General features: G+C 68.8%; 22 protein-coding genes and 2 pseudogenes. 15 read left to right on the forward strand and 9 right to left on the reverse strand.

What is annotated here, in order from left to right; translation table 11 throughout:
* The 5 genes and pseudogenes from NL1_RS39810 to NL1_RS38675 all read right to left on the reverse strand — a co-directional run.
* Positions 1 to 164: pseudogene (locus tag NL1_RS39810) on the reverse strand (tobH protein); the annotation flags it as partial.
* Positions 165 to 333: 169 nt separating this feature from the next.
* Positions 334 to 1,710 carry a phosphomannomutase/phosphoglucomutase gene (locus NL1_RS32635; RefSeq protein ID WP_067847843.1) on the reverse strand — a complete coding sequence of 459 codons (1,377 nt, stop codon included), beginning with the start codon at positions 1,708 to 1,710 and terminating at the stop codon, positions 334 to 336.
* 396 nt (positions 1,711 to 2,106) lie between these two features.
* On the reverse strand, positions 2,107 to 2,484 hold the full coding sequence (locus NL1_RS32640) for a DUF3499 domain-containing protein (RefSeq protein ID WP_067847845.1): 378 nt from the start codon (positions 2,482 to 2,484) through the stop codon (positions 2,107 to 2,109).
* Positions 2,485 to 2,674: 190 nt separating this feature from the next.
* A complete protein-coding gene (locus NL1_RS32645) occupies positions 2,675 to 3,160 on the reverse strand; it encodes a metallopeptidase family protein (protein WP_169813621.1) in 486 nt (161 codons plus the stop codon).
* Between the two features lie 62 nt (positions 3,161 to 3,222).
* Entirely contained in the window at positions 3,223 to 3,456 is a 234-nt protein-coding gene (locus NL1_RS38675) for a WhiB family transcriptional regulator (protein ID WP_029901515.1), read from the reverse strand.
* Positions 3,457 to 3,804: 348 nt separating this feature from the next.
* On the opposite strand from NL1_RS38675, the gene cofD reads away from it, so the two are divergent.
* The 15 genes from cofD (at position 3,805) to hpf (ending at position 19,344) form a co-directional block, all read left to right on the forward strand.
* On the forward strand, positions 3,805 to 4,944 hold the full coding sequence (gene cofD / locus NL1_RS32655; protein ID WP_245673694.1) for a 2-phospho-L-lactate transferase: 1,140 nt from the start codon (positions 3,805 to 3,807) through the stop codon (positions 4,942 to 4,944).
* A complete protein-coding gene (locus tag NL1_RS32660; RefSeq protein WP_067847850.1) occupies positions 4,941 to 6,284 on the forward strand; it encodes a coenzyme F420-0:L-glutamate ligase in 1,344 nt (447 codons plus the stop codon). Before cofD ends, NL1_RS32660 begins: the two co-directional genes overlap by 4 nt.
* Positions 6,281 to 6,799 (forward strand): NUDIX hydrolase, encoded by a 519-nt coding sequence (locus tag NL1_RS32665; RefSeq protein ID WP_067847853.1) that lies wholly within the window; start codon positions 6,281 to 6,283, stop codon positions 6,797 to 6,799. The genes NL1_RS32660 and NL1_RS32665 overlap by 4 nt, the downstream gene beginning before the upstream one ends.
* Before the next feature lie 186 nt (positions 6,800 to 6,985).
* Positions 6,986 to 8,221 (forward strand): alkane 1-monooxygenase, encoded by a 1,236-nt coding sequence (locus NL1_RS32670; RefSeq protein ID WP_067847855.1) that lies wholly within the window; start codon positions 6,986 to 6,988, stop codon positions 8,219 to 8,221.
* Positions 8,218 to 8,391, forward strand: a complete 174-nt coding sequence (locus NL1_RS37035) for a rubredoxin (protein ID WP_084511277.1) — start codon at positions 8,218 to 8,220, stop codon at positions 8,389 to 8,391. Before NL1_RS32670 ends, NL1_RS37035 begins: the two co-directional genes overlap by 4 nt.
* Complete coding sequence (locus tag NL1_RS32675) at positions 8,388 to 8,570, forward strand: rubredoxin (protein WP_067847857.1); 183 nt, start codon at positions 8,388 to 8,390, stop codon at positions 8,568 to 8,570. The genes NL1_RS37035 and NL1_RS32675 overlap by 4 nt, the downstream gene beginning before the upstream one ends.
* Positions 8,571 to 8,610: 40 nt before the next feature.
* Positions 8,611 to 9,231, forward strand: coding sequence for a TetR/AcrR family transcriptional regulator (locus NL1_RS32680; RefSeq protein WP_067847859.1), 621 nt, complete (start codon positions 8,611 to 8,613; stop codon positions 9,229 to 9,231).
* Between the two features lie 365 nt (positions 9,232 to 9,596).
* A complete protein-coding gene (locus NL1_RS32685) occupies positions 9,597 to 10,652 on the forward strand; it encodes an alkane 1-monooxygenase (protein ID WP_245673695.1) in 1,056 nt (351 codons plus the stop codon).
* A 103-nt stretch (positions 10,653 to 10,755) separates the two neighbouring features.
* Entirely contained in the window at positions 10,756 to 12,240 is a 1,485-nt protein-coding gene (gene ahcY, locus NL1_RS32690) for an adenosylhomocysteinase (RefSeq protein WP_067847864.1), read from the forward strand.
* Between the two features lie 200 nt (positions 12,241 to 12,440).
* Positions 12,441 to 13,088 (forward strand): dTMP kinase, encoded by a 648-nt coding sequence (locus tag NL1_RS32695; RefSeq protein ID WP_067847867.1) that lies wholly within the window; start codon positions 12,441 to 12,443, stop codon positions 13,086 to 13,088.
* Between the two features lie 78 nt (positions 13,089 to 13,166).
* The gene (mtrA, locus tag NL1_RS32700) at positions 13,167 to 13,844 is read left to right on the forward strand and encodes an MtrAB system response regulator MtrA (protein ID WP_040781845.1); all 678 of its coding nucleotides are present in this window, start codon (positions 13,167 to 13,169) and stop codon (positions 13,842 to 13,844) included.
* Between the two features lie 104 nt (positions 13,845 to 13,948).
* Entirely contained in the window at positions 13,949 to 15,853 is a 1,905-nt protein-coding gene (gene mtrB / locus NL1_RS32705; protein ID WP_067847886.1) for an MtrAB system histidine kinase MtrB, read from the forward strand.
* Positions 15,850 to 17,658 (forward strand): MtrAB system accessory lipoprotein LpqB, encoded by a 1,809-nt coding sequence (gene lpqB, locus NL1_RS32710; RefSeq protein ID WP_373862613.1) that lies wholly within the window; start codon positions 15,850 to 15,852, stop codon positions 17,656 to 17,658. The genes mtrB and lpqB overlap by 4 nt, the downstream gene beginning before the upstream one ends.
* 41 nt (positions 17,659 to 17,699) lie before the next feature.
* On the forward strand, positions 17,700 to 18,356 hold the full coding sequence (locus NL1_RS32715) for a ComF family protein (RefSeq protein ID WP_067847872.1): 657 nt from the start codon (positions 17,700 to 17,702) through the stop codon (positions 18,354 to 18,356).
* Positions 18,357 to 18,666: 310 nt separating this feature from the next.
* Complete coding sequence (hpf, locus tag NL1_RS32720) at positions 18,667 to 19,344, forward strand: ribosome hibernation-promoting factor, HPF/YfiA family (RefSeq protein WP_067847889.1); 678 nt, start codon at positions 18,667 to 18,669, stop codon at positions 19,342 to 19,344.
* On the opposite strand, the gene NL1_RS32725 is transcribed toward hpf, so the two are convergent.
* The 4 genes and pseudogenes from NL1_RS32725 to NL1_RS38355 all read right to left on the reverse strand — a co-directional run.
* On the reverse strand, positions 19,331 to 20,494 hold the full coding sequence (locus NL1_RS32725; protein WP_067847874.1) for an MAB_1171c family putative transporter: 1,164 nt from the start codon (positions 20,492 to 20,494) through the stop codon (positions 19,331 to 19,333). The two genes, hpf and NL1_RS32725, sit on opposite strands and share 14 nt — an antisense overlap.
* On the reverse strand, positions 20,491 to 21,015 hold the full coding sequence (locus tag NL1_RS32730) for a hypothetical protein (RefSeq protein WP_245673696.1): 525 nt from the start codon (positions 21,013 to 21,015) through the stop codon (positions 20,491 to 20,493). Before NL1_RS32730 ends, NL1_RS32725 begins: the two co-directional genes overlap by 4 nt.
* Before the next feature lie 116 nt (positions 21,016 to 21,131).
* A complete protein-coding gene (locus tag NL1_RS32735; RefSeq protein WP_156095150.1) occupies positions 21,132 to 21,566 on the reverse strand; it encodes a hypothetical protein in 435 nt (144 codons plus the stop codon).
* A 10-nt stretch (positions 21,567 to 21,576) separates the two neighbouring features.
* Positions 21,577 to 22,032 (reverse strand): annotated as a pseudogene (locus tag NL1_RS38355) (hypothetical protein); the annotation flags it as partial.

Genomic DNA, 22,032 nt, shown 5'->3' on the forward strand with positions numbered 1-22,032 from the left:
GGGCGCAGGCCGGCGAGACGGGCCAGCGCGTGTTCGGCAATGGCCGCCGCGGTGGCGCGCACCTGAGCGCCACCCGAAGCGGCGGAGCGCAGGGCGCCGCCGCTATCTGCCGCTTCGAGTGAAGCGGCATCGTCGAGGTCGAGCACCGGTGTTCCAGCGATCATCGGGCGTCCCACCTCCCCTCATCGCGCTGCGTCCGGATCGTCCACTGTGATTCCACTATTCCAGTCGGAAGCGGACGATGCTCGGGATCTCGCATCGAGCAGCGCCGCCTGCGTCCCCGGTCGAATCCTGAGCGTGTGATTCCACTCCGTCGTATCTCCACTATCCCAGTCAGGACCGGACGATGCTCAGAATCTCGGTCACGAGTGCGTCTACTTCCTCCGGCGATCGGGCCTCGACGTTCAGCCGCAGCAACGGCTCGGTGTTCGAGGCGCGCAGGTTGAACCAGGCGTCGTCGGCCAGCTGCACGGTCACCCCGTCGAGCCGGTCCACCGACTTGGCGCGATCCTCGAACGCCTCGACAACGGCCAGCGTCCGCTCCTTGGCGTCGGCCACCGTCGAATTGATCTCGCCCGAGGCGGCGTAGGTCTCGTACGACGACATCAGCTCGGAGATCGGCCGGTCCTTCTCGCCGAGGGCGGCCAGCACGTGCAGCGCCGCGAGCATGCCGGAGTCGGCGCCCCAGAAATCGCGGAAGTAGTAGTGCGCGGAATGTTCGCCGCCGAACACCGCGCCGGTGACGGCCATCTGCTGCTTGATGAACGAGTGCCCGACCCTGGTACGCACCGGGGTGCCGCCGAGTTCGTGCACCAGCTCGGGCACCGCACGCGAGGTGATCAGGTTGTGGATGATGGTCGCGCCCGGCTCCTTGGCGAGTTCGCGCTCGGCGACCAGCGCGGTGATGGCCGAGGGGGAGACCGGCTCGCCGTGCTCGTCCACCACGAAGCAGCGGTCGGCGTCGCCGTCGAAGGCGAGGCCGAGGTCGGCGCCGGAGGTGCGCACCAGCTGCTGCAGATCGACCAGGTTCTTCGGGTCCAGCGGGTTGGCCTCGTGGTTGGGGAACGAACCGTCCAGCTCGAAGTAGAGCGGGACGATGGTCACCGGCGACAGCGTGCCGAGCACCTCGGGCACCGTGTGCCCGCCCATGCCGTTGCCCGCGTCCACCGCGATGGTGAGCGGCCGGATGCTCTCCAGGTCGACCAGCCCGCGCAGGAACTTCGCGTAGTCGGCGAGCAGGTCCACCTCGGTGGCGCTGCCGCGCGGCCCGTCGAATTCCGGCACGCCGGTGACGAGTTCGTCCTTGATGGCGGAGAGGCCGGTGTCCTGGCCGACCGGCAGCGCGTTGGCGCGGCACAGCTTGATGCCGTTGTAGCGGGCGGGGTTGTGGCTCGCGGTGAACATGGCGCCGGGGCAGCCGAGATGGCCGGAGGCGAAGTACAGCTGGTCGGTGGAGGCCAGGCCGATGTGCGTCACGTCGAGGCCCTGCGCCTGTACGCCGTCGGCGAAGGCCGCGGCCAGCGCGGGGGAGGACTCGCGCATGTCGTGACCGATGACCACGCGGCCTGCGCCCTCGTCGCGCATCAGCCGCGCGAAGGAAGCGCCCACGTCCCTGACGAATTGCGCGTCGATCTGTTCACCGACCACACCGCGAACGTCGTAGGCCTTGATCACCGCGTTCACGAATTCGGCAGAGCGGGCGACTGTCATGGTCCCTACCCTAGTGTGCCCGCGCGAGACCGCGGGACCGCTCCCTGCCCTCCGGCCCGATTCACCCCCGCGGGGGTGGCCCCGAGCCGTGACCCCGGCCCGCTGCCGCGATCGGAACATCGCCGCGGACAGACGGTTTCGTCGTGTGCGCGAGGCAGGCGACAGGGGGACAGTGGATCGGGAGACTCGTTCGGCTGAGGAAGCGTGTCCGCGCCCGGCGATCGGTACCGGCCGGACCGGATGGGACGTCGGCGTCCTTCCGGCGCCGATGCTGGGACGGGTGCGACACCGTCGGGACGGAGCCGGGTGGAGAAGGCGGGCATTCGATCCGGCGCTGGGCTCGATTCGCGCGGTGGTCGTCTCCGCCCGTGCCGCGGTGGGGAGTGCGCGCCCGGGTCAGTTCGGCGGATCGGGCAGCACGCGCAGGTGCCCGCGCCTGCCGGTGCGGGTGGTGCGCTGCGGCGCGGGCGCGTACTCGCGGTAGCCGCGCTGATCGGGTTCCGGGGGACGCCGCCGCAGACCCGCCTCACGGACGGCTTCGGCTAGTGCGGTGAGATCGTCGTCGTCCGGTGTCGTGGAGAAGCCGCCTTCGTGGCGGACCAGCTCCCAGCCCTTCGGCGCGGTGATCCGGGACGCGTGCGTTTCGCATAGATCCCACGAGTGCGGTTCGGCCACCGTCGCCAGCGGACCCACCACGGCGGTGGAGTCGGAGTAGACATACGTGAGCGTCGCGACGGCCGGATTCTTGCAGCCGGGTCGGCAGCAACGACGCATGGGGATCACGCCGATGAGAGTAACCCTCCTGGCCTCCGGATGTGGATAGACACGCGCTAAGAGTCACGGCTCACATGCCCGGATCGCCCGATGTGCGTACTCCATCTCTCACTCCGTCCGCGCGCGTCTCACGTACCCCCGCGCTCGCTCCGGCGGTGCGTGGTTTTTCGTCCGACCGATCGATCCGCGGCTACTCTTCCTCCTCCTCCGGATCGATGACGTCGGGGTCGACGCCGAGATAGGTGGCGATCTGCTGCACCAAGACCTCGCGGAGCAGATCGACCAGATCGTCCGGATCGCTCGCGCGCAGCTCGAGCGGTTTGCGGAACAGCACGACCCGCGCGCGGGTGGCCTGACCGTGCCGGTCCACGCCCGCGGGGATAAGCCGGGACAGCGGAACCGGTCCGTCGGCCACCACCTCGTCCGGCCAGGTGACCGAATCAGGGTGCAGCGGACGGATTTTCGGGACATCGTCGACAGCGATGTCGAGTTTCGTGAGTCGCTCGTGCCAGCGGCTGTCGAGCGGGGCGAACGCCTCCAGTACGAGCCGGTCGAACTGCTGGCCTCGGGTGCGCCACGCGGGCACCGTCGGCGGCAGCATCGGCCCGCGTACCCCACGACCGCGTCGGATCACCGACCGGGCAGTGGGCGGGCGTCGATGGCGTGAACGGGACATACCCAAAATCTAGGTGAACTCGCACCGACCTCGCGCATCGAGGTCGGTGCGACACCCGCGTGTCAACCAATACCGCGCTTGAGGCGCCGGCGCTCCCGCTCGGAGAGACCGCCCCAGATGCCGAAGCGCTCGTCGTGTGCGAGTGCGTATTCCAGGCACTCGTCGCGTACCTCGCAGCCCATGCAGATCCGTTTCGCCTCGCGGGTCGAGCCGCCCTTCTCGGGGAAGAACGCCTCCGGATCGGTCTGCGCGCACAGGGCACGCTCCTGCCACTGCTCTTCGATGGATTCGAACATCTCGTCGAAGCCCGTCACGACCAGGCTGAGCCGGGGTGTCGACACCGCGTCACCGCCGTCTTGCTCGCTCCGGCCGATGTCTGCGCAGACGCCACGTGCTGCGCCTGCTGTGGAATCGGGTTGCGAGACCATATCGTTGGCCATCGCTCCGCCTCCTCACTGTGTGTTAGCGCAGAATGATTCTTTCCGTCGGACCAACACGCACACCGACGGCCGTACCCCGCGACGTTGTCCCGCGGACATCCCCGAGCTCGTCACCCCGGCTCGAACATCTGTTCGAAAAGTCGTCCGCGCCTTGCACTCTCGCGCGAACCCGGAATGACATGACTGTGATTAGACACGCCGGACGTGTCGATGGTCAAGCCGCTGTCATTATTCCGTTACTATCCGCGACCGTTTTCCGTGCTGATCTTGGTGTATGGCATAGCAAATGAGCAGCAAATATGGTCCGAACGCCGCTGGCTTCGGCAGCGCATAGGCTGTGCGGATGTGACTGGACAACAAGCGGACATCGCGCCAGGCAAGGGACCCAAGATCGCCGTCCTGGTCGGCGGAGTCGGCGGCGCGCGCTTCCTGCAGGGCGTGCGGGAACTGCTGCCGGAAGCCGACGTTTCCGCGATCGTGAACGTCGGCGACGACGTCTGGATGCACGGCCTCCGCATCTGCCCCGACCTCGATACCTGCATGTACACCCTCGGCGGAGGGATCGACACGGACCGCGGCTGGGGCCGGGTCGGCGAGACCTGGCACGCCAAGGAAGAGCTCGCGAAATATCACGCGCAGCCGGACTGGTTCGGCTTGGGAGATCGCGATATCGCGACGCACTTGATTCGAACCGAAATGTTGCGCGCCGGGTATCCACTCTCGGCGGTCACCGAAGCGCTCTGCAACAGGTGGCAACCGGGCGTGAAACTGATCCCGGCAACCGACGACCGGTGTGAAACACATGTGGTTGTGAGCGACCCCGAGAACCCTGGCGAACGCCGCGCGATCCATTTTCAAGAGTGGTGGGTTCGATACCGCGCGAACATCGACACCCATGGATTCGCCACAATCGGTGCGGATGAAGCCAAACCTGCCCCAAATGTGACCGATATCATAGCGTCCGCCGACGCGGTGCTGCTGGCCCCGTCCAACCCGGTGGTGAGCATCGGCGCGATCCTCGCCGTGCCGGGCATCCGCGGTGCGCTGCGCACGACCGAGGCGAAGGTGATCGGCGTGTCCGGTGTCATCGACGGAAAGCCGTTGCGCGGCATGGCCGACGAGTGCCTCTCGGTGATCGGCGTGGAGACCACGGCCGAGGCGGTCGGCCGCTACTACGGCGCCCGCTCGGCCACCGGCATCCTGGACGGCTGGCTCATCCACACCACCGACACCGCCGACGTTCCCGGCGTCGAGGTGCGCAGCGTGCCGCTGCTCATGACCGACCCGCCGACGACCGCCGAAATCGTGCGCGAGGCACTGGATCTCGCGGGGGTGAAGCCGTGACCTCGATCGACCACGCCGCGGGCGAGCTGAGCATTCTGCCCATCACCGGCCTGCCGGAGTTCCGTCCCGGCGACGACCTCGCCGAGAGCATTGCCGCCCGCGCGCCCTGGCTGGCCGACGGTGACATCCTCGTGGTCACCAGCAAGATCGTCGCCAAGGTCGAGGGCCGGATCGTCCCAGCGCCACTGGATCCCGAGGAGCGCGACGCCGTGCGCCGGGCGCTGGTCGACCAGGAGGCCGTGCGGGTGCTCGCCCGCAAGGGCCGCACGTTGATCACCGAGAACAAGCTGGGCATCGTCCAAGCCGCCTCCGGTGTGGACGGTTCCAATGTCGAGCAGGGCGAATTGGTGCTGCTGCCCGCCGATCCCGACGGCAGCGCCAAAGCGCTGCGGGCCGCGCTGGCCGAACAGCTCGGCGTCACCGTCGCCGTGGTCATCACCGACACCATGGGCCGGGCCTGGCGCAACGGGCAGACCGACGCCGCGATCGGCGCGGCCGGGCTCCGGGTGCTGCACGACTACGCGGGCTCGGTGGACGCGCAGGGCAACGAACTGCACGTCACCCAGGTGGCCGTCGCCGACGAGCTGGCAGGCGCCGCGGATCTGGTGAAGGGCAAGCTGGGCGGCGTCCCGGTCGCGGTGGTGCGCGGGCTGCCGGTCGTCGACGACGGTTCGGGCGCAACGGATCTGCTGCGCCGCGGCACCGACGACCTGTTCTGGCTCGGCACCGCGGAAGCCATCGAGCGCGGGCGCGGCGAGGCCGTGCTGCTGCGGCGTTCGGTGCGGCAGTTCGCCGACACCCCGGTCGATCCGGAGCGCATTCGTGCGGCCGTCGCCGTCGCGCTGACCGCGCCCGCGCCGCACCACACCCGGCCGGTCCGGTTCGTCTGGGTGCGCGACCGAGAACTGCGGCAGCGTCTGCTGGAGGCGATGGCCGACAAGTGGCGCGCCGACCTCACGGCTGACGGACGCGACCCCGAGCGGGTCGAACGGCGGGTGGCGCGCGGCCGGATCCTGTTCGACGCTCCCGAAGTGATCATCCCGTTCTGCGTGCCGGACGGCGCGCACGACTATCCGGACGAGCGCCGCCGCGCCGCCGAGCGGACCATGTTCACCGTGGCGGTGGGTGCGGCCGTGCAGGGCCTGCTCGTCGCGCTGGCCACCGAGAGGATCGGCAGCTGCTGGATCGGCTCGACCATCTTCGCGCCCGAGATCACCAGGGAAGTGCTCGGTCTGGCGACGGACTGGAACCCGTTGGGCGCCATCGCGATCGGTCATCCGCTCGAGGAGCTGACCCCGCGACCGGTGGCGGGGCCGGGGGATGGGTTGATCGAGCTGTGAGCGCCGAGTCGCTGCACGTGTCCGCGACCGAGCTGCTGGAAACCTGGCGTCCCACGGCGGATCGGGATCGGTCGCTGCGGGAGGCCATGCTGGCTTTCCTCGGTTCCGCGCCGCGCGGGTGTCTGCGCGAGCACGCCCCCGGCCACATCACGGCCTCCGCCGTGGTGTTCTCGCACGACGCCCGCGAGGTGCTGCTGACCCTGCACCCGAAGGTCGGTCGCTGGATTCAGCTCGGCGGGCACTGCGAGGAGGGCGACGAGACCGTCGCCGATGCCGCGCTGCGGGAGGCGACCGAGGAGTCCGGCATCCCCGGATTGCGGATCGAGCCCGGCCTCTACGGTGCGCAGGCGCATCCGATCACGTGTTCGCTCGGCGTGCCGACCCGCCACCTGGATCTGCTGTTCCGTATCACCGCGCCCGCCGGCGCGGTCCCGGTGCGCAGCGCGGAGTCGACCGACCTGCGGTGGTGGCCGGTGGACGCGCTGCCGGAGGATGCCGAGGTCTTGTTGTATTGAGGTACTCGTCCCGAGGTTCCTGACGACAAGGCGTCCGCGCGGTTCCGGCGGGCGCCTTTCGTTATGTCATAACATCTTTACAAATCATCTATTTTGTATAGACACGAGACAGTTGTCGTTCTACTGTCCACATCAGAAGTATTGGGCGTCACACCTCGGTGTGCGCCGCACTGATGGGAGACAACGATGTCGACGGATGCCGACGCGCCGCAGCGCCCGGTCGAGGCCCCGGCTTGGCGGGATCGCAAGCGCTATCTCTGGCTCTGGGGGCTGTTCGCGCCGACCGGATTGTTCACGATCGCGTTTCCGCTGGTCTGGACTCTCAACGAACTCGGCTGGCATCGGCTCGCGCAGGTGCCGTTCTGGCTCGGCCCGATCCTGATCTACGTGGTGATCCCGCTGGCCGACATCTTCTTCGGCCCGGACGGTGAGAACCCGCCCGACGAGGTGATGGAGTACCTGGAGAACGACAGGTACTACCGCTACCTGACCTACCTGTACCTGCCGTTCCAGTACGCCTCGCTGATCATGGCCTGCTACCTGATCGGCGCGGGCGACCTGAGCTGGCTCGGCATCGACGGCGGGCTGCACCTCGTCGACGAGATCGGCCTGGCCATCACGGTCGGCATCATCGGCGGCATCGGGATCAACACCGCGCACGAACTCGGCCACAAGAAGGTCGATCTGGAGCGGTGGCTGTCCCGCATCGCGCTGGCCCAGTCCGGCTACGGCCACTTCTACATCGAGCACAACCGCGGCCATCACGTCCGCGTCGCGACTCCGGAGGACCCGGCGAGCTCCCGTGTGGGAGAGACGTTCTGGGCCTTCTGGCCGCGCACCGTGTGGGGCGGCCTGAAGTCCTCGTGGCGGCTGGAGAAGGTCCGGCTCGAGCGGCTCGGCAAGAAGCCGTGGTCGCTGCGGAACGAGGTGCTCTCGGCCTGGCTGATGTCGGTGGCGCTGTACGCGGCGCTGGTCGCGGTGTTCGGTCTCGGCGTGCTGCCGTACCTGGTGCTGCAGGCCGTTGTCGGTTTCAGCCTGCTGGAGGCGGTCAACTACCTCGAGCACTACGGGCTGGTCAGGCAGCGCACCGCCACCGGGCGCTACGAGCGTCCTGCCCCGGTGCACAGCTGGAACAGCGACCACATCGTCACCAATATCTTCCTGTACCACCTGCAGCGGCACAGCGATCACCACGCCTACCCGACCCGCCGCTACCAGACGCTGCGCAGCTGGGACGGCGCGCCGAACCTGCCGAGCGGCTACGCGAGCATGATCATGCTCGCCTACTTCCCGCCGCTGTGGCGCAAGGTGATGGACAAGCGGGTGCTCGCGCACTACGGCGGCGACATCACGCGCGCCAATATCCATCCGGGCAAGCGGGATCGGGTGCTCGCGCGATACGGGGTGGAGGCGCGGTCGTGAGCGCGTATCGTTGCCCGGTTTGTGATTACATCTTCGATGAGGCCAAAGGCGCTCCGCACGAAGGGTTTCCGGCAGGCACTCCGTGGATCGAGGTGCCCGACGACTGGTGCTGCCCGGACTGCGGTGTGCGTGAAAAGATCGATTTCGAACCGGTAGGAGTGACCTCTTGACCGAATACAAGCTGTACCAGTGCATCCAGTGCGGCTTCGAATACGACGAGGAGAAGGGGTGGCCGGAGGACGGCATCGCGCCGGGCACCCGTTGGGACGACATTCCCGACAACTGGACCTGCCCGGACTGCGGCGCGGCCAAGGCCGACTTCTTCATGGTCGAGATCGAGCGGTCGTGAGGTTTTGACTGCCGCGCACGCCCGTGACAACCTCGCGGGTATGCCGCGCACCGGACCGAGGGTTCCCTATCAGGAGGCGGCGCGGGAACTCCTGCGCACCTCCGTCCTCGACGCCATGCGCGAACTGCTGACCGAGCGGGACTGGTCCAAGATCACGCTCGGCGACGTCGCCGGCCGGGCCGGGGTGAGCAGGCAGACGCTCTACAACGAGTTCGGCTCGCGCGCAGGCCTGGCACAGGCGTACGCCCTGCGCCTGGCCGACGATCTGGTCGACCACGTCCGCAGCGCCATCGCGGGCAACGAGGGCGACGTCCGCGCCGCTTTCCGGGAAGCGCTGTCCGGCTTCTTCCTCGACGCGGCCGCCGATCCGCTGGTGCGGTCGCTGCTCGCGGGCGAAGTGAAACTGGACCTGCTGCGCCTGATCACACTGGACGCCGCCCCGCTCGTCGAACACGCCACCGAGCGGCTCGCCGCGGTGTTCCAGCACAGCTGGGTGGACGCGACGGAGGAGGAGTCGGTGGTGCTGGCGGGCGCGCTGGTCCGTATCGCGCTCAGCTACATTCCGACAGCGCCCGCGCCCGGGCGCAACGCGCCCGCCGATCTCGCCCAGCTTCTCGGTCCCTACGTGGAAGCGATCCTGACCGCCCGCGAAGTGGGCTGAACGACTGCCTCGGATTCGCTCGGATAGGGGGCGTGGCCCGGGGGCGGGGGGATTCGCCCGTGCTCATTAGGGGATGCTTCGGGGCGCATCCCCTATTTGCCGGAGGTGTGCGGTGACTGGCGTCACAGCGGAATCCGCCGAAATACCGACCGCCACGCTTGTAACGGTCGACACGTTTAGTTCGCGAAGTCCGGTGTAACGGACGTGGAGCCTGTAAGTATTCTCATGCATCGGAGTCAGGAATCTCACTAAGCGGGGCAAACGTGCAAACGGTTGGCAAACCGGCGGGATCGGCTGATCCCAAACGCCATCTGTGGGTACTCGGCCTGATCGCACCAGCCTCCGCGTTGCTGCCCTCACAGCTCGTGCTGCACACTGGCGCCGCGGTGTTCTGGTGGATCGGACCGATCGTCGTGCTGCTGGTCATCCCGGTACTGGACTGGGTGGTCGGCGAGGACGGCAGCAATCCACGCGACGAGGACTACGAGCTGCTGTCCAACGATCGCTACTACCGGTGGTGTACCTACCTGTTCCTGCCGATCCAGCTGATCGGCCTGATCGTCGCCGCCTACATGTGGGCGGGCGACGAACTGAGCCTCGTCGACAAGCTCGGCCTGGCCACCACGCTCGGTTTGGTCAGCGGCATCGGCATCAACGCCGCGCACGAACTCGGCCACCGCGTCGAGCGCATGGAGCGCTGGCTGGCCAAGATCGCGCTCGCGCAGTCCGGGTACGGGCACTTCTTCGTCGAACACAACCGCGGCCACCACGTGCGCGTCGCGACGCCGGACGACCCGGCGAGCGCGCGGCTCGGGGAATCGCTGTGGGAATTCCTGCCGCGCAGCGTCGCGGGCGGCTTCCGGTCCGCGCTGGCGCTGGAGAAGGGGCGGCTGGCGCGCAAGGGCCTCCCCTGGTGGACCGTGCACAACCACATCCTGCAGGCATGGGCGATGACGCTGGCGCTGTTCGGCGCGCTGATCGCCGCCTTCGGCATCGCGGTGCTGCCCTGGCTGCTGCTGCAGGCCGCGATCGGCGCGGCGCTGCTGGAGACGGTCAACTACGTCGAGCACTACGGTCTGCTGCGCGACCGCAGGCCGAACGGGAGCTGGGCCCGCTGCTCGCCGCGCGACAGCTGGAACAGCGACCGGCTCGTCACCAACATCTTCCTGTTCCACCTGCAGCGGCACAGCGACCACCATGCCAATCCGGGACGCAGGTACCAAACCTTGCGCAGCTCGGAGCAGGCGCCGCAGCTGCCTGCTGGCTACGCGAGCATGATCGTCTTCGCGGCCATCCCTCCGCTCTGGCGCTCGATCATGGACCACCGGGTGCTCGCCCACTACGAGGGCGACATCAGCCGCGCGAACATCCAGCCGCGCAAGCGCAGGCGAATCCTCGCGATCTACCGCGCGACCGCCTGAGCGCCGCGCGATCAGGGCGGCGCGAGGCCGGGACAGGCGCGCGGTGCGTCGCGAGCCGCTCAGCGACTAGCCTTGCATCGGTACAGCCGACCAGGAGAGGCAGATGACGACCTCAGAACTTCCCGCACGCACGTCCCTGACCCCAGATGTCCGTAATGGCATCGACTACAAGGTGGCGGACCTGTCGCTGGCCGAGTTCGGCCGCAAGGAGATCCGTCTGGCCGAGCACGAGATGCCGGGTCTGATGGCTTTGCGCCGTGAGTACGCCGACGTGCTGCCGCTGAAGGGCGCGCGCATCTCCGGCTCGCTGCACATGACGGTGCAGACCGCCGTGCTCATCGAGACGCTCGTCGCGCTCGGTGCGCAGGTGCGCTGGGCCTCCTGCAACATCTTCTCCACCCAGGACCATGCCGCGGCCGCGGTCGTCGTCGGCCCGCACGGCACGATCGAGGAGCCCAAGGGCACCCCGGTCTTCGCCTGGAAGGGCGAGACCCTGGAGGAGTACTGGTGGGCGGCCGAGCAGATGCTGACCTGGCCGGGCGAGCCCGCCAACATGATCCTCGACGACGGCGGTGACGCCACCATGCTCGTGCTGCGCGGCGCGCAGTTCGAGAAGGCCGGTGTGGTGCCGCCCGCCGACGAGGACCACTCCGCGGAGTACACGGTCTTCCTGAACCTGCTGCGCGAGCGCTTCGAGACCGACAAGGGCAAGTGGACCGCGATCGCCGAGAGCGTCAAGGGCGTCACCGAGGAGACCACCACCGGCGTGCTTCGCCTGTACCAGTTCGCCGCTGCCGGTGAGCTGGTGTTCCCGGCGATCAACGTCAACGACTCGGTGACCAAGTCGAAGTTCGACAACAAGTACGGCACCAGGCACTCGCTCATCGACGGCATCAACCGCGGCACCGATGTGCTCATCGGCGGCAAGAAGGTGTTGATCTGTGGCTACGGCGATGTCGGCAAGGGCTGTGCGGAATCGCTTGCCGGACAGGGCGCTCGGGTGCAGGTCACCGAGATCGACCCGATCAACGCGCTGCAGGCGCTGATGGACGGCTACGACGTGGTGACCGTCGAGCAGGCGATCGGCAACGCCGACATCGTGATCACCTCGACGGGCAACAAGGACATCATCACCCTCGAGCACATGAAGGCGATGAAGGACCAGGCCATCCTCGGCAACATCGGCCACTTCGACAACGAGATCGACATGGCGGCGCTGGAGCGTTCCGGCGCAACGAGGTTGAACATCAAGCCGCAGGTCGATCAGTGGACCTTCGGTGAGAGCGGCAAGTCGATCCTGGTGCTCTCGGAGGGTCGTCTGCTGAATCTGGGTAACGCGACCGGACATCCGTCGTTCGTGATGTCGAACAGCTTCTCCAACCAGGTGATCGCGCAGATCGAGCTGTGGACCAAGCCGGAGGAGTACGACAACGAGGTCTACCGCCTGCCCAAGCACCTGGACGAGAAGGTCGCGCGCATCCACGTCGAGGCGCTCGGCGGCACGCTGACCAAGCTCACCAAGGATCAGGCCGAGTACATCGGCGTCGACGTCGAAGGCCCCTACAAGCCGGACCACTACCGGTACTGAGCCTTCGCTTTCGCCCGAGTGGCCCGGCAGCCCGTGCGGTTGCCGGGCCGCTCGCCGGTGTAAGCCCTTGCCGTGCAAGCGCACCGCCGCGGGGCGGAATGCGCCGATCGGCGGCGGCGCGAACGACTAGGCGCGGCGAGCCCGCAGGCCGCCGGTGTCGGTGGACGTGCCCGAGCCGGCGATCGGTACTGTGACCTGCCATGGGTGCCCTGATCGTGGTCGAAGGTCTGGACGGCGCCGGAAAGCGCACGCTGACCGACGCCGTGATCGCCGCGCTCGCCGAACGCGGGCTGCGGGCGGCCACGCTGGCGTTCCCGCGCTACGGCCGGTCGGTGCACGCCGATCTCGCCGCCGAGGCGCTGCGCGGCGCGCACGGCGACCTCGCCGACTCGGTGTACGCGATGGCGTTGCTGTTCGCGCTGGATCGCGCCGAGGCGCGCGCGGAACTGGCGAAGCTCTTGGCGGACAACGACATCCTCATCCTGGACCGCTACGTGGCCTCCAACGCCGCCTACAACGCGGCCCGGCTGCACCAGTCCGCCGAGGGGGAGATCGCCCGCTGGACAGCCGATTTGGAGTTCGGCCGGTTCGGTCTGCCGGAGCCCGACGTGCAAGTGTTGCTGGACGTTTCCACCGAGGTGGCCGCCGAACGTGCGCGCCTGCGCGGCGAACTCGACACCTCGCGCGCCCTCGACGCCTACGAACGCGACGGCGGGCTCCAGCACCGCACCCTGGAGGTGTACCGTGAGCTGGCCGAACGGAACTGGCACGGCCGGTGGTGGACGTACCGATCGGATGACGATCCCGCATCGTTGGCCGCGCGCATCGCCGAAATTGTTGCCCGATAGGGTTGGATGTGCGGCGGGTTCGCACCAGTGTTGGCGTGGCGGCCCGATCCTGGCCTGGGAGATGACAACATAGTAATTATGAAGCCGAAGATTCTGGTCGTCGACGACGATATGGCACTCGCTGAGATGCTCACGATCGTCCTGCGCGGGGAAGGGTTCGACCCGCATGTGGTCGGCGACGGTACGCAGGCACTGGCGGCGGTTCGCGAGATCCGCCCCGATCTGGTGTTGCTGGACCTGATGCTGCCCGGCATGAACGGCATCGATGTATGCCGTGTGCTGCGGGCCGATTCCGGAGTCCCGATCGTCATGCTGACGGCGAAGACCGATACGGTCGACGTCGTGCTCGGTCTGGAGTCCGGTGCCGACGATTACATCGTCAAGCCGTTCAAGCCGAAGGAGCTCGTCGCCCGGGTGCGCGCCCGCCTGCGCCGTACCGAAGAAGAACCCGCGGAGCTGCTGTCGATCGCGGACATCGTGATCGACGTGCCCGCGCACAAGGTGAGCAGGGGCGGTCAGCAGATCTCGCTGACCCCGCTCGAGTTCGACCTGCTGGTCGCGTTGGCCCGCAAGCCGCGCCAGGTGTTCACCCGCGAGGTGCTCCTGGAGCAGGTCTGGGGCTACCGGCACGCGGCCGACACCCGCCTGGTGAACGTGCACGTGCAGCGGCTGCGCGCCAAGGTCGAGAAGGATCCGGAGAATCCCGAGATCGTGCTCACCGTCCGAGGTGTCGGCTACAAGGCCGGACCGCCGTGACCGATGGCGATGCGGAGCGCCCGAAGGCGGATGCGTCTGCCGCGGGTGACCGCGCGGGCGCGCCCGGCGGGGTGCTCCCACGTCTCGAGCGTTCGCTCGCCCCGGTGGTTGCCTGGTTCAAGGAGGCAGGCACCGCGCTCGGTCATGTCTGGCGCCGGTCGCTGCAGCTGCGCGTCATCGTCTCCACGCTGACGCTCTCGCTCATCGTGATCACCATCCTCGGGGTGGTGCTGACCAGTCAGATCACCGACCGGCTGCTGGACGCGAAGATCAACGCCGCGGTCGAGGAGATGGATCGCGCCCGCAACACGGTGGAGAGCCAGCTGGCGGGCGTGCAGGACATGGGCACCCAGGAGCAGCGTCTCATCGACGCACGCAACGCCCTCTCCAACCGCGGTGGCACCGGCCAATCCACCGGCGCCGCAGGCAGTTTCGACTCGGCGCTGAGCGTCGTCGGCGGCATGCCGCAGCAGCAGATCCCGGCGGGCCCGATCGGCGAGGTGCCGGAGGAACTGCGCCGGTTCGTGCAGCGCAATCAGGTCAGCTACCAGTTCGCCACGGTCGAGGACCCGGACGGGTACCAGGGGCGCGCGCTGATCATCGGCAGCCCGAGCGCCGAGGTGCCGACGCTGGAGATCTACCTGATCTTCCCGCTGGCCAACGAGGAGCGCAGCCTGGCGCTGATGCGCGGCACCATGATGATCGGCGGCCTGGTGCTGCTGGTCCTGCTTGCCGCGATCACCGCGCTGGTCACCAGACAGGTGGTGCTGCCGATCCGATCCGCGGCGCGGATCGCGAGCCGCTTCGCCGACGGTCGCCTCAAGGAGCGCATGCTGGTGCGCGGCGAGGACGACATGGCGCGGCTGGCGCAGGCGTTCAACGAGATGGCCGAGAGCCTGTCCAACCAGATCACCCAGCTCGAAGAGTTCGGCAATCTGCAGCGGCGCTTCACCTCGGACGTGAGCCACGAGCTGCGCACGCCGCTCACCACGGTGCGCATGGCCGCCGACCTCATCCACGGCAGCAGCGAGGACCTGGATCCCGCGCTGGCACGCAGCGCCGAACTGCTCGTCACCGAGCTGGACCGGTTCGAGGGTCTGCTGAACGACCTGCTGGAGATCAGCCGCCACGACGCGGGCGTCGCCGAACTCCAGGTGGAGTCCCTCGACGTGCGGATGTGCGCGCGGGCCGCGATCTCGACCGTGCGCCACCTGGCCAAGGACGCAGGCATCGAGGTCGTCATGGATCTGCCGGAGGATCCGCTGGTCGCCGAGGTCGACCCGCGCCGGGTCGAGCGGGTGCTACGCAACCTGCTCGCCAACGCCATCGACCACAGCGAGGGCAAGCCGGTGCTGATTCGCATGCGCGGCGACGCCGAGGCCAACGCAGTCGCCGTCGTGGTGCGCGACCAGGGCGTCGGCCTGCGGCCGGGCGAGGAGAAACTGGTCTTCAACCGGTTCTGGCGCTCGGACCCGTCGCGTATGCGCCGCTCCGGCGGCACCGGCCTCGGCCTGTCGATCAGCGTCGAGGACGCCAATCTGCACGAAGGCAGGCTGGACGCCTGGGGCGAGGTCGGCGTCGGCGCCAGCTTCCGGCTGACGCTGCCGCTGGTGCGCGGCCGTAAGATGGGGCCGAGCCCGCTGCCGCTGGAGCCCGCGCTGCGCAGGACCCCGCGTTCGCCGGCCCCCGACGAGTCGCCGACGGTGCCGTTCCCGCACACCGATGCGAGCCTGGCGATCGACACGCTCGGCGGGAGCACGAGCGAGGCCGCATCGGCGAGCGTCGCGGCGCACGGTACCTCGGTGAACGGGCCGGTGGCCGACGGCGTGGCGCAGAGCGCGGAAGCCGCCGAGAGCGCCGCTGAGAGCGCCGCTGCGGCGGACGGTACGGAACAGTCCACCGCGGCGCGCAACGGCGTCAGCGAGGCCGGAGAGGGGTCGCGCGCGGCCGGTGCGGACGGCTCCGGCTCAGGAAGGGTGCTCACCGAACGCGGAGACGTACAGTCATGAGAATGCCGGGTGCCAGATCGTCTCGACTAGCCGCGCTCGGCGCTGTGCTCGTCATGGCGCTGCTGGCGATCAGCGGTTGTGCGAGCCTGCCGGAATCCTCGGCACCGCAGGCGCTGGGCACGCTCAATCGCGAGCCCACCTCCGACGGTCCGCCGCCGCCGATCTCGGGCCGCGATCCCGATCTGCTGCTGCGGGATTTCCTGCAGGCCACGGCCGACCCCGCGAACCGGCACCTGGCCGCCCGCCAGTACTTGACGCCGTCGGCCTCGGCGCAGTGGGAGGACGGCGCGAGCACGACGATCGTCGAGAAGCCGGACACCCTGCGCGAATCGCGCTCCGGTGACCAGGCCACCTACGTGATCCGGGCGCAGAAGGTGGGCGAGCTCGCGCCGGACGGCGGCTACCGCGCGGTCGAGGGGACCGTCGAGAACAAGATCGAGATGAGCCGGGTGGACGGCGAGTGGCGCATCGACGAGTTGCCCGACGGCGTCGTGATGGACCGGACGGCGTTCACCAAGTCCTACCACCGCTACGTGCTCTACTTCGTGGAACCAGGGGGCGCCTCGGCGGTGCCGGACATGCGCTGGATCTCGGTCTCCAAAAACCAGCTCACCCAGCAGCTGCTCACGCTGCTCACCGAGGGCGCCCAGCCCGAGCTCGCCCCGGTCGTGCGCAACCAGCTCGCCCCGCCGGTCGCGCTGCGCGGTCCGATCACCAAGGCCAACGGCGACCCGGACGAGGTCGGCGTCGGGCTCGGCGGCGTGCGCATCGACTTCTCCGGCGCCGGCGGGCTCAACCCGCGCGACCGCGAACTGCTGGCCGCGCAGGTGGTGCTGACGTTGGCGGGCGCCGACATTCTCGGCCCGTACATGCTGCTCGCCGACGGCAAACCGCTGGACGATCGATTCGCCGCGAACGGCTGGTCGGTCGCCGACGTCGAACACCTCAGCCCCGCGCTGTCCGCCCAGAACCGGATCGGATTGCACGCGCTGCGCAACGGCGCGCTGACCCAGGTCAGCGACAGCGGCGTGGCGAACACGCCGGGCTACTTCGGGTCGGTGAACAACCTACTGTCGGTGGGGCTCTCGCCCGACGGGCAGCTGGTCGCCGCGGTCGCCGCCAACGGACGGCCCGCGCCCGAGCCGCCACGCACCCTGATGGTCGGCACCAACGGCGGCAACGCCTTCCCGGTCGCCGAGGGCAACTCGATCAGCAGGCCGTCCTGGACCTCCGACGGCAGCGCCGCGTGGGCCGTCATCGACGGCGAACGGGTGATCCGGGCGGTCAACGACCGCGGCACCGGCAATGTCTCGGTGCAGGAAGTGGACACCTCGGCGCTGGAGGGGTCGTGGTCCGGTCCGGCTTTCCGCGGTCCGATCACCGAACTGCGGGTCTCGCGCACCGGCGTGCGGGCCGCCCTCATCGCCGACGGCAAGGTATACGTGGCGGTGGTGGAGCGGCGGCCGGACGGCAAGTACGCGCTCACCTCGCCGTTGCCGCTTGCCGTCAATCTGAGCACCCGTGCGCTCTCGCTGGACTGGCTCGGTGGCGACGCGATCATCGTCGCGCGCGAGGGCAACGTCAACCCTGTGCTGACTGTGGCCATCGACGGTTCCGAGCAGTTCGAGCTGACCTCGCAGAACCTCACGGCACCGGTCCGCGTGGTGTCGGCATCCCCGACCACGCAGTACGTGGCCGATTCGCGGGGAGTGCTCGAGCTGACCAGGAACCCGACGAGCGAATTGCGCTACTGGACCGAGATTCCCGGCCTCGGATCGGACACCGCGCCGGTGCTGCCCGGCTGATCCGCACGCCGGATGTCGGTGGGCCGATGCACACTTCGGCCATGAGAGCCAACCTCGCCGCCCTGCTGGATCTGGTGCTGCCCGCCGACTGCGCGGGCTGTGGCGCGGCAGGCGTCGGATGGTGCGCGGACTGCGCCGCGGCGCTGACGAACGGTCCGGCGCGGGTGCGTCCGCGCACCGATCCCGGTGTGCCGTGCTGGGCGCTCGCGCCGTACGAAGGGCCCGCGCGCCGGGCGGTGCTCGCCGTCAAGGAACGCGGCCGCCGCGATCTGACCGGGCCGATCGGGCTGGCGATGGCGCGCGGGCTGGCGCGGTTGCGGGCGCCCGATCGACCCCTGATGCTGGTCCCGGCGCCCAGTCGCGGCGGCTCGGCGCGGCGTCGCGGCGGGGATCCGGTGCTGCGGACGGCGCGCGCCGCCGCGGGATGGCTACCGGATTGCCAGGTGGTGCCCATGTTGCGGGTGTGGTGGGGTGTGCGCGATTCGGTGGGCTTGACACCCGGTGAGCGCCAACACAATCTGCGAGACAGGATCTCGGTGCGGCGCGGGCCACTCGCGTGCCTCGGCGACGCCGGGAACGCCGAGGTTGTCGTGGTCGACGACGTATTGACGACCGGGGCCACGGCCAGGGAATCGGTGCGCGCGCTCGGCTTGGCCGGAGTCGAAACAGGTGCCGTCCTGGTGACGTGTTCGGCTTGACTCCGGGAAATTTGCGTGAACACTGGCGGACCGCCCGTTGGCGTACTACCGTCGCGATCACACACCCGAACCGAGAGTTTGGAGGTGGCGCCTCGGACAACTTCGTGTCGTGCGAATCCCCGGTGTGAGCCAAGCCCGAAGGCGTCAGCCTGTCTGACAACGAACGGGTTCTCGCGCACCTACGACCCCCGGATTTCGCGCGGCGCGGCTCAATCCCGCCGCACGGGAAATCGGTCCGTGCGGCCAGATCCGGGAGGTACGCGTGACGACTTCTTCACGTCCTTCAGTGAAAGACGCAGATCCTTCGGTGCTGAATGCAGGCACCCTGGATGCGACAGAGCAACCCGCAGCGGACCAACCACCGGCCACTCGCGCCGACATCGTGGTCAAAGGCCGCAACGTCGTGGTTCCCGATCATTATCGAATCTATGTCGCGGACAAACTCTCCCGTCTGGAACGCTTCGATCCGTCGATCTTCCTCTTCGATGTCGAGCTGTTCCACGAACGCAACCGTCGTCAGCGCAAAGCCTGCCAGCGCGTCGAGATCACCGCGCGCGGCAAGGGCCCGGTCGTCCGGGCGGAGGCCTGCGCGGACAGCTTCTACGCCGCCTTCGAGTCGGTGACAGCCAAGCTGGAGAGCCGAATGCGCCGCATCAAGGATCGGCGCCGGGTTCACTACGGGGAGAAGACCCCCGTCTCGGTCGCCGAGGCCACGGCCGACTTGGTCGATGATTCACTGTTCACCTTGACGAACGGTATTTCCGCGCACGAGCACCCCGGTGAGGAGGGGGAACTCGAGTACGAGGGTCCCGGCCACATCGTGCGCACCAAAGAGCACACCGCGACACCTATGACGGTCGATGACGCCCTGTACCAGATGGAACTCGTCGGCCACGACTTCTTCCTCTTCCAGGACAAGGAGACCGACCGACCGTCGGTCGTTTATCGGCGGCACGCCTTCGATTACGGCCTGATCAGGCTCGCATAGCAAAGCGCCGAAAAAGCCCGGCCGACGCCCCCGCGGGCGTCGGCCGCTTCGTCTCCGGGTCGGCCCCGGCTCGCGCTCGCGGCCATACGGCCGCCAGCTCCAGCAGCTGACGCAGTTCGGAATCGAAGTCGCGGGACGCGGGCGCCATGGTTTTCGGGGCCGCGTTGGCGGGACCGCATCCTTCGGACTTGGCGCGTATCCCGTGCGCGATCCGTCGCGCGTAGTGCTCCGTCGTGCTCGCCGCCGCGGGCATCAAAAGATCTTGTGGCGCATACCTGTTCAGGTGCAGCAGGGCGTCGCGGATCTCCACGGTCATCCGGATCAGCCGCACCTCGGGCTCGTCGCGGCCGGTCGCCGCGGGGTCGAGCACGATTTCCGGCACCGCGCGCGTCACGTCCGTCCACAGCGGGTACAGCCGCCGGCACCGGCGCTGGAACCGATCCCAGCCCGCGCGCGTCACGAGCACGTCGAGCAGCGGCACCGCGAGCACGGCGGCGCTGAGCACGATGACCGTGAAGATCGGCCACGCCCAGCGGATCAGGTCCGGATCCTCGATCAGCACGGCGTCGCCGAACAGCAGCGCCGAGAACGGCAGGCCGCACGCACCGATCGCCAACGCGGTGAGCAGCGAGCCGTAGACCAGCCGCTCCCGCCGGGTGGTGTCCACGCGAGCAAGTTCCCGCCACAGGGCGCCTGCCATCACGCGGCCGCAGGCGATCGCGGGCAGGCAGAATGCCAGCGCTGAGATCGCCGACCACGCGTCCGGCGTCTGGCCGAGCAGTGTTCCGTTGTGCCGGGCGGGCGTGCCGACGATCAGGATGACGACGGCGCACGCGGCGGCGATCAGGTGGTAGCGGCGCTGCCGTCGCCGCGCGTTCTCCGGGTCGGCGCCCGCCCACAGCACGGCCGCGCCGTAGGCGCTCATGATCGCGAAGAGCATGCAGCCCATGGCGAGTTGGTGCATCAGGCTGCCGAACCGCGGCGCGATCCCGCGCTCCAGCAGCACCATTCCCGCGCCCGCCCACGCCAGCGCCCGGTTGAGCAGCCGGTCGGCAGCGGTCCGGTGCAGCAGCGCCCACCGGCCGAGGGTCACCACGCCGACGAACCCGATCAGCGGCGCCGCGATGGCTCCCGGGACGGGCGAGTTCACCTGCGGCGGTCGCGGAAGAACGTCCGGTGCAGCAAGGAGTCTCGACGCGGCGGGCGCATCGCCTGCAGCATCACCATGTCGGCGAAGGTCTCGGCGTCGCGTTCGCGGCTGGTGCCGTAGTCGGTGCGGCCGAGCACGTGCGCGATGGATTCCGGCGAGATCGAGGGCAACAGCTCGGCCACGGCGGCGAGGGTGTGCGCGGTGTCGTCGCTCGGCCTCGGCTCCGACTCCGGGCCGTGCCCGAGCAGCATGTGCCCGAGCTCGTGGGCGATGATGTGCTCGGCGTGCCATTCGGTGGTGTCGGCGCCGTACACGATGACGTCGCTGTCCCGCTTGGCGATCCACAATCCGCTTCCGGTGCCGCAGCCCGCGCCTGCGAGCACCGCGGTGTCCACCGGCTGCAACGTGATCGGGCGGTCACGGAACTCGGCGACGGCATCGAGATAGGTGTTCAGATTCCACGGGTGCGGTATCGGTACGTCCCGGGAAAGCTCCCGGAACCGGGTGTCCATACCGGCCATGCGATGCGTTCTCCTACAGCAGTTTCCGCGGTCCCGCCCCGTGTAGCTGACGATGGTACCCAGGATGGTGTGCCGCGGGCGACCCCGTGGGCGGCGCCTGCTTTTCGATGTGCGCGTCAGTGCGGCAGGCTGCCCGATTCGTCGTCGTCGTCGGTGCCGCGGATCACCCGGGCGAGCATGGCCCGGTCCACGTCGGAGCCGCGCAGCGCGATGCTGGCGACATTGGCGTCGCGCATGGTGGCCAGCAGTTCGAGTTCCCGATCGATGCTCACGGCGGCCTGCCCGGTGGTGGTCAGATAGCGCGGCGCGACGCCGAAGCACGAGGCGATCGCCGCCAGGACCTCGAATTCGACTGCGGCGCCGTTGCGTTCGTCGTCGAAGCCGCCGTCGCGCAGCTGTTCGAGGTAGCCGGGGGCCACGGCGCGCCGCAGCTGGTCGCTGACCTGTTCGGCGACGGATTCGGTGCTGCGCTCCGGCGCCGAGCGCGGGTGCATCACCGCGAAGAGTCTGTTGATCTTGTGGCTCAGCGGTAGATGCGTGGCCTCGGTCATGTCGATCACCTCAGTGCTTGCCGTTGCAGTGCGGCGCGGTCGTGCTGTTGGCCGCCAGCCATCTGGCCCGGAATTGGGCTTCGGTCGCGGCGCCGATGTTCTCCGTGCGGCCGGCCAGCCAGCGTCGATAGCGGCGTTCTTCGAGTTCGGTTTCGTCGTCGGTGTCGGCGGGGACCTCGAGCAGATGGGCGAACGCCATCTCCACCAGCGGGTGCAGCTGGCGGCCCGGTCCGCCGTTGCGTTCCAGCATGACGGTGGCGTACCGGGCGGAGAGCCGGGACACCACGCGGTTCAGCTCCGAAATCGTCTCCACCACCGCGGGTTCGGTGGTCTGGCCGCGTTCCACGGCGTCGGTCAGACGGCCGGTCGCGGCGAGCAATCCGGTGAGGTCGGAGATGTCGAACCGGATCGAGGTGGGACCTGCGACGATCGACTCGTCGGGTGCGTGCCCACCCCCGCCGACCTC

The sequence above is a fragment of the Nocardia lijiangensis NBRC 108240 genome (assembly GCF_001613045.1).
Lineage (GTDB): Bacteria > Actinomycetota > Actinomycetes > Mycobacteriales > Mycobacteriaceae > Nocardia > Nocardia lijiangensis.